The organism is Limnobacter sp., from assembly GCF_043511195.1.
GTDB lineage: Bacteria > Pseudomonadota > Gammaproteobacteria > Burkholderiales > Burkholderiaceae_B > Limnobacter.
The window spans coordinates 2,468,829-2,483,790 of sequence record NZ_CP121330.1; the positions used below are offsets into that span (position 1 = coordinate 2,468,829).

Here is a 14,962-nt window from a genome sequence, read left to right on the forward strand (position 1 = left end):
CAATCACTTCTTCTTGGACAAAAACCAGTCAGAAAGTGCGTTCAAATCTTCTTCAGACAAATGCGACTGCGCCGGCATGGGCATGTCACCCCAAACACCGCTGCTACCTGCCTTGATTTTACCCGCAAGATAGGCTTTTGCATCGGTTTTGTCAGCGTACTTATTGGCCACTGCCACAACAGACGGCCCCAATTTTTTACTGTCCATGCCGTGGCAGGCCACGCAACCATTTGCGCTAAACAGAGACTCACCTGAGTGTTTGCTCACTTTGAGGCCTGCGGATTTTTCATTTGCCTGCGCCACAGTGAGTACGCCCCGAATTGGGCCAACCAAACGATTTTGATCCTTCAAATTGCCATGCGCATCACGTGCGTAATCGGGCAAAAAAGAAATGACTTTCGCGTCAGGTTTGCAGTTTGACATGCAACGTGACGCTTTCACATCGGGTTTACCCGAGGCAAGCCACATGCCATGATTGGTTTGCATGCCGTTGCGGTTCGGCAGCCGGGCTTGAGTTTGCGCCATGTTTTGGTCGCTGAGGACAAAGTCATCACCCACGATTCCACCCATGTTCAAAATATAAGCAGTCACCGCATACACTTCTTCAGTACTCAGGCTTTTGGGTGCGGTCCAAGGCATGGCACGGTTGATGTAGTCCCACAAAGTGGACAGGGTGGGCACTTTCATCAAGGTAGTGCGTTGGGGAGAGGATCCGTCAATCAGCGATTGCACGCGACCCTTTTTAATGTCTTCGGCTGTAGTACCGCCAACGATGGGCGTGAATGCCTCATTGCTTTCGCCAAACACGCCGTGGCATGACGCGCATTGCGATTCCCACACCTGCATGCCTTTGGTGACACTGCCACTGCCTTTGGGTAAGCCCACAAAATCAGGGCGAACGTCGATGTCCCAGGCTTTGACTTCATCGGGCGTTGCCACACGCCCCAAACCCTCAAAACCAAAAGCGTGGGTGCTGATTAAAAGCGTTGCACAAAGGGCGAGCAGGGATTCAAATTTGAATTTCATGCCTTACCCCACATGCACATTGTGCACTTCACCAGCGGCATCGACTCGCCAGCTTTGAATTGCGTTGTTGTGATAAATGCTTTTGTTGTCACGCTTCTCGCGAAGCGTGCGGTAGCTGGGCTGCACGTAACCGGTGCTATCAACCGCCCTGCTTTGCAGCAACACCTCACTTTTTCCATCCCAAACCCAGGGCAAGTTGAAACGGGTCAGCGACTTGTCATGTACAGGCCCCTGCAGTTTGGCAGTTTTCCAGTTTTTACCCCCATCGGTGGACACATCCACCGCAGTAATTTTCCCTCTGCCGCTCCAGGCCAGCCCTGTGATGTTATAAAAACCCGGGCTGAGTAATTGTTGACCACCCGATGGCGTTGTGATCACTGATTTACATTCTTGAATCGAGGTGTATTGACGGTGCGTGCCATCGGGCATCAAGTCAACGTAATGAATGGCTTCGTCTTTGGTGCCATAAGGTTTGTCGCCCACTTCAATGCGTCGCAGGTATTTCACCCAGCTTACGCCTTGAACCCCGGGCACCACCAAACGCAAGGGATAACCATTTTCAGGCCGCAGCATTTCACCGTTCTGCCCGTAGGCCAACAACACCTCGCCGCTTTCAACCAGCTCCATGGGAATGGTGCGGGTCATGGATGAACCATCGGCACCCTCGGCCAGAATGAAGCGACCCTTTTTCAAATTCACGCCGCAGTATTCCAGCACCTTGATCAAGGGCACACCCGTGAATTCGGAACAGCTCAACATGCCATGGGTGTACTGCACGGTGGGCACCGCCACATTGGCCCATTCCATGCCGGAATTTGCGCCACACTCAATGAAATGCACACGCGAAACCGATTCCATGCGCATGAGTTCATCGACTGTGAACACCATTTCTTTTTTGACCAAACCGTTGATCATCAAGCGGTGTTGGGTGGGGTCGATGTCCCACCAACCCTGGTGATGGCGCTCAAAGTGAAGCCCAGAGGGTGTGATGACACCAAACAAACCCTGCAAAGGGCAAAACGAAACGGACGAGCCGCCCACGCGGGTCAAGCCCGGTGATTCACGGCGTTGCAAATTCTTCTCGTACTGTGAGGGCATGCCGTAAGGCATGGTGGCCACGGGCTGACCAAGCCCTTTGCTGTGTGCAGGCAAGTTGAGTATGGCTGGGTCGCCCTGCGCTGCGCGGGCCAAAGCAGGTGTTGCCACCACCGCGCCCGCGGCAGCGGCTGCGAATGCTTTTTTGAAAAAACCACGACGATCCGTTTCACTGGCACGATTGACAAAGGCAATGTCACTGCGGCTTACAAAGTTTTCTGGTGCGCGTCGAACTTGACCCAACGGGGTGTCTGAAGAAATGTCAAACGACACAAATGTCTCCTAGATATGCATGTTTTTCCATACGACGCACTTGATTATTAAATCTTATATGCGCATATGATCATATCTAGAATTTACGCTCTAAAATTGACTTGTGCAAGCAGTTTGAACCTAGGGTTTCTTCTTAGTCTTCTGCACAGATTTCTGCTTTCGAAGACTGTCGTGGTCTATTTTGTACTCGGGTTTGGAAATGCCCTGGCTGGTGGGGTCGGTGGGCAAAACATTGTGCACGGCCTGAGCGCCCACCTTGGCCACCAAACGAACGGTGTCATAGGCAGAATGGGTAATTTTCTTCTCCACCATGTGCACGGCCGATGAAATGGGTGCAATTGGGCGAATCTTTTTCAGCACGGAAAATGGAATGTCTGCAATTCGACGATGAACACCCTCAACTTGCCGGGTGCCTTCGTCAAGTGTGGCGGATACCAAGTCAACAATGCCGCGCAAATGGGGCTCAAGTGACTTTTTTCGGGACATACAAACCTCTTTGGGCCTTGATTGTTGTTGATCGAATTCTAGAAGAGATTCAAATTCAGCAGTAGGCAAACCATTCCACTGTAAAATACCCAAATTCAGAGACAGATTCAAATATTGTGGCAATCATTATTTACGACCTGGAGTGTGAGTACTCCCACCGCTTCGAGGGCTGGTTTCGATCCAACGAGGATTTCGACGACCAGCGCGAACAAAAACTTCTCACCTGCCCCGAGTGTGGCACATCTGCCATTCGTAAAGTGCCTTCAAAAATCAATATTGGCAGCAAGGCCGATCATGCACATGCAGTTACCGGGCAAAAAGCAGAAGAGATACCTGCGGCACCCGCTGTGCAAAAACCAAATTCCGTGGATGTGGCCACTGCTTTTGTCATGGCACGGCAAGCCATACAGGCTTTAATTAATCATTCTGAAGATGTGGGCGACCGCTTTGCCGAAGAGGCCCGAAAAATTCATTACGAGGAAGCGCCCATACGCGCCATTCGCGGACAAGCCAGCCCAGAAGAGTTCGACGAACTGCGCGATGAAGGCATTGAAATTATTGCGCTGCCGGTGTTGCCCAGCGAAGAAGAGTTGAATTAAAACAGATTACCCGACCACCGCCAGCTACTTGACCCTACGCTTTTCAAGCTTGCGGGCCAAGGTCCGGCGATGCATGCCGAGCCGGCGCGCTGTTTCAGAAATATTGAAATCGGTTTCTACCAGCACTTCGTGAATACGCTCCCATTCCAGGTTTTTGATCGAGGTGGTTCGGTTGGTCAGCTCGACGGGTTCACTACCAGCCACATGTCCAAATGCAGCTTCAATGTCGTCGGTATTTGAGGGTTTGGCCAAGTACTGACAAGCGCCCAGCTTGATTGCTTCAACCGCCGTATTAATGCTGGCAAACCCCGTTAACACCACAATCGACATGGCTGGGTTGTGCGCATGCAAGTCTTGAACACAATTCAGGACCGATGAGTTTCCACTGAGCTTCAAATCCACCACCGCATGCGTTGGCGTTTGTTTCAACAACACTGCCTGCATTTCTTCCTGACTGCTGGCATGAAGCACTTTGTAATCGCGCCGCTCAAATGAACGCTTAAGCACGCGGGCAAATGCTTCGTCGTCTTCGACCAGCAACAAAAGCCTTTCCGTACTGCTACTTTGGCTCATGGCTATTGGTTCTCCTGCAAGATCAGTGAGCTTAATGGCAATGTAATCACCACTTCTGCACCGCCCTCTTTGCGATTGTTGACTGTCAATGTGCCGCCCAAGGTGCGCGCCACATTCATTACCAAAAACAGACCCAAACCACCACCTGGGCGCCCCTTGCTTGAGTTGTAGGGCGTGCCCACCTGTTCAAGAATATCAGCCCGGAAACCAGGCCCACGGTCTGAAACAATCAGGAACAATTGCTCCTGGGTTTTGGACACCTCAAATCGCAACCAGTTCGGAGAAACTTCAAGTGCATTGTCCAGTACGTTGAACAGCATTTGTTTCACCGTTGAATCAAAGGCCACGGTGAACTCTTCATCAATGCAATTGTTGTACTCAAAGTGCTGGGCCGGGCGACTACTTTCCCATTCTTCAACCAGACTTTCAAAGAAGTTGTCCAGACTGGTTTTTGATGAGGACTCCCCACGGGTTTCGCCAGCCGACAACAAAATACCGCTGACGATACTTTTACAGCGCAGCAGCTGACCTTCAATTTCTTCGATTTCCTCGAGCATGGCCGCATTGCCTGAAAATTGAGGCATTCGCTTCCAGTCACCCAACACAACCGACATGGTGGCCAATGGCGTGCCCAGTTCATGGGCTGCACCACTGGCCAACAAGCCCATGCGAACAATGTGTTCTTCCTCGGCGGCACGTTGTCGCAAGCTGGCAAGGGCAGCATCGCCAGCGCGCAAATTGCGCCCAATGCGGGTAATAAAGATAACCCGCAAGGCTGCGTTAAGCACAAAGCAAATGAGCAAACCGATGGCGTACAAATCAGCAAGCTTGTATGGGCTGTTGGCTGGCCACACCAGGGGCTTGTTCACAACCGACAGAAAAGCCAGACGCAAGGTGGTGATGGCGACCACCAGCCAGGTGGATTCGGCGCGCAGCAGCACGGCACTTAAAATGACCTGCAGCAAAAACAGAAACACGAAGGGGTTGTTGATGCCCCCGGTGAAGTACAACTGCGCGGTAAGGCTGGCAATATCGACCAGCATGGCCAAAAACAATTCACGGTTGCTGACCACGCGTTCTTCGTGCCAACGCAAGTGGCCACCCACATTGAAAGCAATCAGGCACACCATCACGGCAAGCATGTTGAACAGCGGCAACTGAATGCCAAAACCCCAGGTGGCCACCAGAATTGTGGCGATTTGACCACCCACAGCCAGCCAGCGCAGGTGAATCAAATGCAACATGTTTTTGTGGCCGGTTTCGTTCAATACGTTTGTTTCATCAAACGCACTGGCGCCCTGCCGAATGGAAACAATGTCGGAATTAATGGCCATTGAAATGTGAATCCTGCTGCTGAACCTGTAAAAACGGGGTTGACCTGATCGGACTACTTTCGATTCAACCACACAGTGACACCCGCCACCATCAAGGCCAAAGCATACCAAGTGAAGGCGTACACCAAATGGCTGTTGTGAAACTTGATCACAGTTAATCCATCCACTGGATAAGATTTCGGGGTAAAGCCTGTGATTTCTTCGCCCAGGTTGCGCGGTGTTCCAGCATCGATGAAGTAAGGCGCGGTACCTTCCAAACCATGGTGGGCAGACAGCGCCGCAATGTCGCGAGAATACCAACGTTGACCGGCCGGGTCGTTCTCTCTTAAAAACGCCCCGCCCGCTTCGCTGATTCGCAACAGGCCGCGCACTTCAAACTGCCCTTGGGTGTTTTCCGTTGTCATGGGATCTGCTTCATTGACCGGAATGTAGCCCCGATTGATCCAGACAATGTTGCCCGCTGAATTGCGCAGTGGTGTCATCAACCAGTGCCCCGCACCCAAGGCTGTGGTGGCTTGCACACGGGTGGTGTATTCAGGCAGCAATTCGCCCTGCACTTTCACGTTCAGGTATTCGTGGGTATTCCGGCTAACCGCGGGCCATTCTGATTTGGCCGGTGCATCAACAGGCTGGGCATGCACCCGATTGTCTACCCGCTCAATCAGATCAAGCTTGTAATCCAGCCGATAAACCTGCCAGGTTCCCAGCGCACAAAATGCAAGGAAAAAAAAGGCCGCCAGGGCAAAGCCCAGCAGCCTTTTTACCGTATTGGTCGAGCTGTTTTTCACTTCAGTTGTTGAATCGACTCAATGGCCTCGTGATTCATGCCGGGCATCATGTTCGTGTTCAGGTGATACATCACCCAAATCGAACCGACCAAGGTGATCACCACGATAATCAAGGTGAACATCAAAGCCAGCATGGTCCAGCCACCTTCCGATTTGCTGTTCATGTGCAGGAAGTAAACCATGTGCACCACCATTTGAACAGCACCCAAAGCCAGAATAAGCAATGCAGTGGTGGTCGAGCTTTCAAATACACCACCCATGACCAAAGCAAAAGGGATCACGGTGAGAATGACCGCCAACACGAAGCCGATGGTGTAATCGCGCATGCTGACATGCACTTCATCTTCATCATCGTGGTGATCGTGATGGTCATTTGTATTGTGTGGATGTGCGCTCATGGCAATACTCCCATCAAATAAACGAAGGTAAACACACCGATCCAGATCACGTCGAGGAAGTGCCAGAACATGGACAGGCACATGACGCGGCGGCGGTTTTCAGGAATCAGCCCGTGTTTTTTCAACTGGAACAACAACACCACCAACCAGATAATGCCGAAGAACACGTGCAAACCGTGCGTGCCCACCAAGGCAAAGAAGGCCGTTAGAAAGCCACTGGTTTGCGGTGTGGCGCCAATGCTGATGAAGTGCCAGAACTCGTAGATTTCGACTGCCAAAAAGGCCATACCAAGTACGCCAGTAATTGCAAGCCACTGAATGGTTTTCTTCTGGTTGCGGTTTTGCATGCCGACCATGGCCACGCCATAGGTGATTGAACTCAGCAACAAAAATGCTGTGTTCAGAGCCACCAGATTCAAGTCGAAGATTTCTGCGCCGGTGGGGCCACCGGCGTAGTTGCGACCAATCACCGCATAGGTTGCAAACAGACAAGCGAAAATCAGGCAGTCGCTCATCAGGTAAATCCAGAAGCCCAGCGACGAACCATTTTTCGGATGGTGGTCTTTCACGTAATAACGTGCACTAGGGTCAGCGGATTCGTTCATGGCTGCATTGATTGTTAAGTCAGACATGGGCTTGCTCCAGTTTCGTGCGCGCGGCTTCCGTGTTGGCCACCACATCGGCCTTGATGTAAAAGTCGCGTTTGTAATTGAATGTGTGTGCAATCACGGCCGCCAAGAGGGCCGCTGCACCGCCTGCGGCAAGCCACCAGATGTGCCACACCAAGGCAAAGCCGATCACAGCGCTGATTGCTGAAATAATGAAACCAGCAGCGGTGTTCTTGGGCATGTGAATGTCGACAAAACCACTGCTTGGGCGCTTGTAGCCATTCTTTTTCATGTCGGCCCAGGCGTCGGTGTCGTACACCACGGGTGTGAATGCAAAGTTGTACTCTGCAGGTGGGCTTGAAGTGGCCCACTCCAGCGTACGGCCACCCCAGGGATCGCCGGTGGTGTCGCGCAACTTGGCACGATCACGGTAAGTTGCATAGAACTGCATCAACATGGCCGCAATACCCACGGCAATCATGCCGGCACCCAAGGCTGCGATCTGGAACCAGCTTTGCAGTGAGGGATCGTCAAACTGGCTCATGCGGCGCGTAACGCCCATCAGGCCCAACACGTACAGCGGCATGAAAGCGAAGTAGAAACCAATCACCCAGAACCAAAAAGACACCTTGCCCCAGAACTCGTTGAGCTTCACACCCAGCGCTTTGGGCGCCCAGAAGTTAATGGCTGCAAACAAACCAAACAACACACCACCAATAATCACGTTGTGGAAGTGCGCAATCAGGAACAGGCTGTTGTGCAAGACAAAGTCAGCAGGCGGTACGGCCAGCAACACACCAGTCATGCCACCGATCACAAAGGTGATCATGAAAGCAATGGTCCACATCATGGGCAACTCGAAACTGATTTTGCCCTTGTACATGGTGAACAGCCAGTTGAAAATTTTCGCACCCGTAGGGATGGAAATAATCATGGTCGTGATGCCGAAGAAAGCATTCACGCTGGCCCCGCTGCCCATGGTGAAGAAGTGGTGCAACCAAACCAGGTAAGAAAGAATGGTAATGACCACCGTGGCGTACACCATGGAGCTGTAACCAAACAGGCGCTTGCGGCTGAAAGTAGACACCACTTCAGAAAACACGCCGAACAGCGGCAGGATCAAGATGTAAACCTCGGGGTGGCCCCAAATCCAGATCAGGTTCACGTACATCATGGAGTTACCGCCAAGATCGTTCGTGAAGAAGTTGGTGCCCAAATAACGGTCCATGGTCAACATGCCCAATACTGCGGTAAGCACAGGGAAGGCAGCCACGATCAACACGTTTGCACACAGGGAGGTCCAAGTGAAAATCGGCATTTTCATCAGGCTCATGCCGGGGGCACGCATTTTCACAATGGTCACGATCAGGTTGACACCCGAGAGCAAGGTTCCGACCCCCGCAATTTGTAGCGCCCAGATGTAGTAATCAACCCCCACGTATGGACTCTGGAAAATACCGGACAGCGGTGGATAGGCCAGCCAGCCAGTCATTGCGAATTCACCCACAAACAGCGACGCCATAATCAACGCGGCACCCATGGCGGTCATCCAGAAACTGAAGTTGTTCAGGAAGGGAAATGCCACGTCGCGCGCACCAATTTGCAGCGGAATCAGGTAGTTCATCAAGCCAGTGATCAAGGGCATGGCCACAAAGAAAATCATGATCACACCGTGGGCCGTGAAAATCTGGTCGTAATGGTGTGGTGGCAAAAACCCCTCGTTGCCGTTAAAGGCAATGGCTTGCTGTGCACGCATCATGATGGCGTCTGCAAAGCCGCGCATCATCATGACCAAGCCCAGGATCATGTACATGATCCCGATCTTCTTGTGGTCAATGCTGGTAAACCAGTCGTGCCACAAGGTACCCCACAAACGGTGCTTGTGAATTAGCGCAAGAATCACGATACCCAGCGCCATTGCCACGGCCAGCGTACCCATGATGATGGGGTCGTAGTACGGAATCGCGTTCAGTGTTAGCCGCCCGAATATCGGGCTTGTTTCAATTGGATACTGAGTCATAGCCATTCTTCTTTGATGAAGTGATGAGTGGATTTGCGTCGTCGGTCGGAATGCGGCACATGGCTTCTTCGATCAATGCGGCCAATTCATCGGCAGACAGATCGGTTCGGTTACGCATGGAGTCCGCCATCATTTGGGTGTCCATACACACAGTGCCTTCAATCACGCAGCGGTTGACGATGGCGTGGAACAATTCTGGTTCCACTGTGGCGAAACGCTCGACAGGGTGCTTCGTGCTGGGCTTTTCCAGTTCAAGGTAAGCAGCACGGTCCAGTTCTTTTCCGTACGATTTGTTGCGTGCAACCCAGTTGTCAAACTCTTCCTGGCTTACGCCGTTGTACTTGAAGCGCATGTGGGAAAAACCGGCGCCGCTGTAGTTGGCAGAAAAACCTTCCCAACTGCCCTTTTCATTAATTACCGCGTTCAAAGTTGTTTCCATGCCAGCCATGGAATAAATCTGCCCAGCCAGCGCAGGAATGTAGAAGGAATTCATCACTGTGCTGGAGGTGATCTTGAAGCGCACGGGTACGTTCACCGGTGTGACCAATTCATTCACGGTCGCAATGCCTTGCTCTGGGTAAATGAACAGCCACTTCCAGTCCAGTGACACCACCTGAACCACCAGTGGCTCGTGGTCTACCGGCAAAGGCGTGCTGGCGTTGATTCGGTCAAGCGGGCGATATGGATCGAGTTTGTGGGTGCTTACCCAGGTCACCAAGCCCAACACAATGATAATCAGCAGTGGCGCGCCCCAGATCACCAGTTCTAGCTTGGTGGAGTGGTCCCATTCAGGGTCGTACTCAGCTTGCGTGTTGGCCTGGCGATACTTCCATGCGAAAAAACAGGTCAGAAAAATCACCGGCACAATGATGATCAACATCAAAACCGTCGATAACACGATCAAATCGGCCTGTTGAGAAGCGATATCACCCTTGGGATTCATCACAATGGTGTTACATCCTGCAAGCAGGAGAAGCGGCACCAACAAAAGACTTCGTTTCAGTGGCTTGAACATAATACCCAGCATGGTTAGGAATTGATTTCATGCTAATTTACTGACATGGGTGGCCTATGGGCAGTGGACATATTGTCCCAGTTGGCAAATATCACTTTCAACCCATTGAAAATAAAAATAATATTCAAGCAAGCAAAGATTCGAGGAGAAGTTCAAATGTCCGGCACAAGTTCAATTCATGCGGAACAAGGCGTCACACCGGGCCATCACGGCAGCAACAGCAATGTGTCCCCGGGCGAAATCGCCATCGGGGTGGTCATCGGACGCGCATCCGAGTATTTCGACTTTTTTGTATATGCGATCGCGTCAGTGTTGGTATTTCCTGCAGTGTTCTTCCCTTTTGAAGACCCGCTCACTGGCACCCTGTATTCCTTCCTGATTTTCTCGTTCGCCTTCATAGCCCGCCCATTCGGCACAGTGGCGCTCATGATGGTGCAGCAAAAATTCGGACGAGAAACGAAACTGACTGTGGCCCTTTTCATGTTGGGTATTTCTACAGCCGGCATCGCCTTCCTGCCCACGTACGCATCGCTGGGTGTCGCCTCTATCGTGTTGTTGTCGGTACTGCGAATCGGGCAAGGGCTTGCGTTCGGCGGTTCCTGGGATGGTTTGCCATCGCTTTTGGCCTTGAATGCGCCTGAAAACAAACGCGGCTGGTACGCCATGCTGGGTCAATTGGGTGCGCCCTTGGGATTCGTGATTGCAGCAGGCTTGTTCGCCTATTTGTTGTCTGCCTTGTCCAACGCTGACTTTCTGGATTGGGGCTGGCGTTATCCGTTTTACGTGGCATTTGCCATCAACGTAGTGGCCTTGTTTGCACGCCTTCGCTTGGTGGCCACCAGTGAGTACGCACGCCTGCTGGAAGAACGCGAACTTCAACCCGTCAAAGTGACCGAAATTGTGGGCTCGCAAGGCCATAATATTTTGGTGGGTGCGTTGGCTGCATTGGCCAGCTATGCCCTGTTCCACGTGGTTACCGTATTTCCGCTCTCGTGGATTGCACTGCACTCCGAGCGCTCCATTTCCGAATTTTTGCTGATTCAAATTGCAGGTGCCGTGTTGGCCGCAGGTTCAGTCGTGTTGAGTGGTGTGATTGCCGACAAGCTGGGGTGTCGCAATACATTGGGCTTTCTGGCCATTTTGATCGCCTTGTTCAGCTTTTTTGTACCCCACATGATGGATGGTGGCTACAGTGGTCAAAATGCATTCATCTTGATCGGCTTTGTGTTGTTGGGTCTTTCTTATGGCCAAGCCGCTGGTGCGGTCACCGCCAACTTCAAGGCAAAGTATCGTTACATGGGTGCGGCGCTTACATCTGATTTGGCTTGGCTGGTGGGCGCAGGCTTTGCGCCGCTGGTGGCCTTGGGTCTGGCTGCTCACTTTGGCCTGGAATACGTAAGCTTGTATCTGCTTTCGGGTGCAGTGGGTTCACTTGCCGCGCTGAGCCTGAACCGTGCACTTGAGCTGAAAGACTAACCCTGAAGTTTTATATGATTTTCAACACGAAATACCCGATTGTGCAGGCACCCATGGCGGGTGTTCAAACCAGTGCCTTGTGCATTGCAGTCAGCAATGCTGGTGGCCTGGGCTCCCTGCCCTGCGCCATGCTCTCGGCAGAACAACTTCGTGCTGAACTACTGGCAATTCGTGCTGGTACAGACCAGCCTTACAACGTCAATTTTTTCGCCCACACGCCACCGGAAATTAACGCAGCGCGCAATTTGAAATGGAAAAACGCCCTTGCGCCTTATTACCGTGAATTTGGCTTGAATATTGATGAATTCCCTAGTGGCCAAGGGCGTACGCCTTTCAATGCCGAGTCAGCCGAACTGCTTGAAGAATTCAAACCGCCCATTGTTAGTTTTCATTTTGGCTTGCCAAAACCGGAATTGCTGAAACGCGTGAAGGCCATGGGTGCGCAAATTATTTCATCGGCCACCACGGTTGACGAAGCAATTTGGTTGCAGGCCAATGGCTGCGATTTCATCATTGCGCAGGGGCTGGAAGCTGGCGGGCACCGCGGGCATTTTCTGAATCATGATTTGAACTTGCAAATGGGTACGTTCGCCCTGCTGCCCCAAGTTGTTAAAGCAGTTCAAGTACCGGTGATTGCAGCAGGTGGAATTGCCAATCCACAAGGTGTGGCAGCTGCAATGGCTCTGGGTGCCAGTGCAGTGCAAGTGGGTACAGCCTACCTGCTTGCGCCAGAATGCAGCACCAGCGCCATTCATCGCAAGGCCCTGCAAAGTGAAGCGGCCCGCCACACGGCGCTGACGAACTTGTTCAGCGGTCGGCCAGCGCGCGGCATTGTGAACCGTGTCATTCGCGAATTGGGGGCTTTGTCTGAATCACCTCCCGAGTTTCCATTGGCCACACCTGGCATTGCCCCCTTGCGAGCCAAGGCGGAAAGCATGGGCTCTGGTGACTTTTCGCCATTGTGGGCGGGCCAAAACGCCAGTGAATGCACTGCAACGGCTGCAGCCGAGACAACGCGCCGACTTGTCAGTACTCTTTTGCCCGTAAAGGACTGAATCCAATAGAGGTTTTTTGAAGTAGAAGTGGTATAAACATCACAACAACTTCACGAGACATGCAACACCCCACAAACCCCGCCTCACGCCGAAAAAACGTGCTGATTGCGCTATGCGCGCTTCTCGTTCTGGCGCTTGTCGCGGGTATCTTCACTTACAAAACCACAAGTAAACCAGCCAGCACTGTCAGCGCCATTGACTCGGGCTTTGCACGCAGCATGCTGTTGCACCATGCCCAGGCCATTCAAATGTCGATGATGATGCGCAGCGAAGCGTCTCCTGAAATTCAAGCCTTGGCTCAGTCCATCATCATGAAACAGACGCGGGAAATGGGCGTGATGGAAGGTTGGCTCACAGCCTGGAATGAACCCGTGATGTTGGCAGGTCAGCCCATGGCTTGGGTGGAAAACGCAAGCCATGTGCGCCATCTGGATGACCAGTTGTACCAGGCCCAATGCAAAGCCGACGGTGGCGCCATGGCTGGCATTGCCACACCGGAGCAACTGGAACAACTCAAAAATGCCAAGGGTTCAGAGAAAGAAGTTCTTTTTCTTGAGCTGATGCTGGCCCACCACCGTGCAGCCATTCCCATGGCCTGGTTTGCAAACCGAAACGGCCAGTCCAGCCTGGTTAAAGCCCTGGCCAGCAGCATGATCCGCGACCAAGGCATGGAGATTGGCTGGATCCAATTGAAATTACAACAAATCAAAAATTCCTGAAATGGAGACATTCCCAATCATGTTAAAGAAACCGACACAAGTGGTACTCGCCGCCTTGTTGTTGCCCACGCTGGTCGCGGGCTGCCTGGGCGGCTCAGATTCCAGCAGCAACGTGGGTGCGCGCACCAATTCCAGTCAAGTGGTCAACGGTTTGAATGTAACCGCCACACCGCAAAGCCAATGCGGCCCGGGCTCGCGCCCTGAAACGGGCATGCAAGGCCGCGTTTCGCAGGCAGACCATGACGCAGGCCTGGCCACAGCTGGTTTTACGTGCAACACACAAATGGTGGGCTCGTTCGCGCCTGAACGCGTGATCGGTACCGTAGGTGGCTTCAAAGTGGAACGCTACCGCGACAAAGCAGGTCGCGACTGCGCATTCGCAGACAGCACCTTGTTGTTCCCCACCAATATTCTGGACATGGAACTGGGCGTGAATGTGTTCGACATGAGCGACCCCACCAAGCCAGTGCGCACTACACGTTTGATTACGCCTGCGATGTTGTCGCCGCATGAATCACTGGTGGTAAGCCAGGAGGGCGGCGTGCTAGCCGCGGTGTTGGGTAACCCGGCATTTGGACCTGGCATTGTTGATATTTACGATGTGTCAGAAGACTGCCGCAACCCTGTGTTGAAATCATCCACCCCTTTGGGCCTGTTTGGCCATGAAAGCGGTATTTCTCCCGACGGCAAAACATTCTTCTCGGGCTCGCCTGGTACATCAACACTCGTGGCGCTCGATATTTCCAACCCAAGCCTGCCACGCCCACTTTGGGCAGGGCAATATTCATCACACGGCTTGTCGATTAGCCCCGATGGCAACCGCGCCTATGTGGCCAGCATTGGCGACCCTGCTGGCATGCTGATTCTGGATATTTCTGATATTCAGGCCCGCAAAGCCAACCCGGAAGTGCGAGAAATTTCCCGCGTATCTTGGGACACCGTGAGCATTCCACAAAACGCCATTCCGTTTACCAGCAATGGCAAAAAGTATGTGATGGAAGTTGACGAATATTCAGGTGGCAACAATGGACCCTTGCCAGTGGGCGCGAATGGTCCCAATGTGGGCGCGGCTCGAATTATCGATATTTCAGATGAAACAAAACCCAAGGTCATTTCAAACTTGCGGCTTGATGTACACAACATTGCCAACCGCGAAGAAATTGCCAACGACCCGGGCGCACAAAACCCCACAGGTGGTTACGCAGGGCATTACTGCAACATTCCAACGCGTGTGAACCCCACCATTGTTGCTTGCAGCATGATTTTGTCTGGTTTGCGAATTTTTGATATTCGCGACCCCGCCAACCCTGTTGAAGTGGCCTATTTCAACGCTCCGGTGAAGCCGCGTGTGTTAACTTTGCCAGCACCTGCCAGCAACTGGGCCATGTCCAGCCCGGCATTTGTGCCTGAACGCAAAGAGATTTGGTACACCGATGGTTACCAAGGCTTTTATGTGGTCAAGGTCACCAACAACGCTTGGAAATAATTCAACCGGAA

At 52.4% G+C, this 14,962-nt stretch carries 15 protein-coding genes; 5 read left to right on the top strand and 10 right to left on the bottom strand.

Annotation, left to right across the window (positions count from 1 at the left end):
• Window positions 1-3: 3 nt before the first annotated feature.
• The 3 genes from P0D43_RS11760 to P0D43_RS11770 all read right to left on the bottom strand — a co-directional run bounded on the left by P0D43_RS11760 (window position 4) and on the right by P0D43_RS11770 (window position 2,880).
• Window positions 4-1,026 (bottom strand): c-type cytochrome, encoded by a 1,023-nt coding sequence (locus P0D43_RS11760; RefSeq protein WP_394672491.1) that lies wholly within the window; start codon window positions 1,024-1,026, stop codon window positions 4-6.
• 3 nt (window positions 1,027-1,029) lie between these two features.
• Window positions 1,030-2,394, bottom strand: a complete 1,365-nt coding sequence (soxC, locus tag P0D43_RS11765; RefSeq protein WP_394672492.1) for a sulfite dehydrogenase — start codon at window positions 2,392-2,394, stop codon at window positions 1,030-1,032.
• Between the two features lie 120 nt (window positions 2,395-2,514).
• On the bottom strand, window positions 2,515-2,880 hold the full coding sequence (locus tag P0D43_RS11770; RefSeq protein WP_341238158.1) for a hypothetical protein: 366 nt from the start codon (window positions 2,878-2,880) through the stop codon (window positions 2,515-2,517).
• A gap of 116 nt (window positions 2,881-2,996) precedes the next feature.
• Here P0D43_RS11770 and P0D43_RS11775 point away from each other — a divergent pair, with 116 nt between their 5' ends.
• Window positions 2,997-3,479: a DUF1178 family protein gene (locus P0D43_RS11775; protein WP_394672493.1), complete on the top strand. Its 483-nt coding sequence runs from the start codon at window positions 2,997-2,999 to the stop codon at window positions 3,477-3,479.
• 24 nt (window positions 3,480-3,503) lie between these two features.
• Here the strand turns inward: P0D43_RS11775 and P0D43_RS11780 are convergent, their stop codons facing one another.
• From P0D43_RS11780 to cyoA, 7 genes are read right to left on the bottom strand one after another with little or no spacing between them, the layout of a single operon-like run.
• Window positions 3,504-4,052 (bottom strand): response regulator transcription factor, encoded by a 549-nt coding sequence (locus P0D43_RS11780; RefSeq protein WP_394672494.1) that lies wholly within the window; start codon window positions 4,050-4,052, stop codon window positions 3,504-3,506.
• Window positions 4,053-4,054: 2 nt separating this feature from the next.
• Window positions 4,055-5,386: an ATP-binding protein gene (locus P0D43_RS11785; protein ID WP_394672495.1), complete on the bottom strand. Its 1,332-nt coding sequence runs from the start codon at window positions 5,384-5,386 to the stop codon at window positions 4,055-4,057.
• A 53-nt stretch (window positions 5,387-5,439) separates the two neighbouring features.
• The gene (locus P0D43_RS11790) at window positions 5,440-6,174 is read right to left on the bottom strand and encodes an SURF1 family protein (RefSeq protein ID WP_159570772.1); all 735 of its coding nucleotides are present in this window, start codon (window positions 6,172-6,174) and stop codon (window positions 5,440-5,442) included.
• Window positions 6,171-6,572 carry a cytochrome o ubiquinol oxidase subunit IV gene (gene cyoD / locus P0D43_RS11795; RefSeq protein ID WP_394672496.1) on the bottom strand — a complete coding sequence of 134 codons (402 nt, stop codon included), beginning with the start codon at window positions 6,570-6,572 and terminating at the stop codon, window positions 6,171-6,173. Before cyoD ends, P0D43_RS11790 begins: the two co-directional genes overlap by 4 nt.
• The gene (gene cyoC / locus P0D43_RS11800) at window positions 6,569-7,204 is read right to left on the bottom strand and encodes a cytochrome o ubiquinol oxidase subunit III (RefSeq protein WP_394672497.1); all 636 of its coding nucleotides are present in this window, start codon (window positions 7,202-7,204) and stop codon (window positions 6,569-6,571) included. Before cyoC ends, cyoD begins: the two co-directional genes overlap by 4 nt.
• A complete protein-coding gene (cyoB, locus tag P0D43_RS11805; RefSeq protein ID WP_394672498.1) occupies window positions 7,197-9,200 on the bottom strand; it encodes a cytochrome o ubiquinol oxidase subunit I in 2,004 nt (667 codons plus the stop codon). Before cyoB ends, cyoC begins: the two co-directional genes overlap by 8 nt.
• Window positions 9,181-10,227, bottom strand: coding sequence for a ubiquinol oxidase subunit II (gene cyoA / locus P0D43_RS11810; protein WP_394672499.1), 1,047 nt, complete (start codon window positions 10,225-10,227; stop codon window positions 9,181-9,183). The genes cyoB and cyoA overlap by 20 nt, the downstream gene beginning before the upstream one ends.
• 144 nt (window positions 10,228-10,371) lie before the next feature.
• Here cyoA and P0D43_RS11815 point away from each other — a divergent pair, with 144 nt between their 5' ends.
• The 4 genes from P0D43_RS11815 to P0D43_RS11830 are packed head-to-tail and all read left to right on the top strand — an operon-like array spanning window position 10,372 to window position 14,951.
• Window positions 10,372-11,691, top strand: coding sequence for an MFS transporter (locus tag P0D43_RS11815; protein ID WP_394672500.1), 1,320 nt, complete (start codon window positions 10,372-10,374; stop codon window positions 11,689-11,691).
• 14 nt (window positions 11,692-11,705) lie between these two features.
• Window positions 11,706-12,746, top strand: coding sequence for an NAD(P)H-dependent flavin oxidoreductase (locus tag P0D43_RS11820; protein WP_394672501.1), 1,041 nt, complete (start codon window positions 11,706-11,708; stop codon window positions 12,744-12,746).
• Between the two features lie 59 nt (window positions 12,747-12,805).
• Window positions 12,806-13,465 carry a DUF305 domain-containing protein gene (locus P0D43_RS11825; protein ID WP_159570791.1) on the top strand — a complete coding sequence of 220 codons (660 nt, stop codon included), beginning with the start codon at window positions 12,806-12,808 and terminating at the stop codon, window positions 13,463-13,465.
• A gap of 19 nt (window positions 13,466-13,484) precedes the next feature.
• Window positions 13,485-14,951 (top strand): LVIVD repeat-containing protein, encoded by a 1,467-nt coding sequence (locus P0D43_RS11830; RefSeq protein WP_394672502.1) that lies wholly within the window; start codon window positions 13,485-13,487, stop codon window positions 14,949-14,951.
• Window positions 14,952-14,962 lie beyond the last annotated feature (11 nt).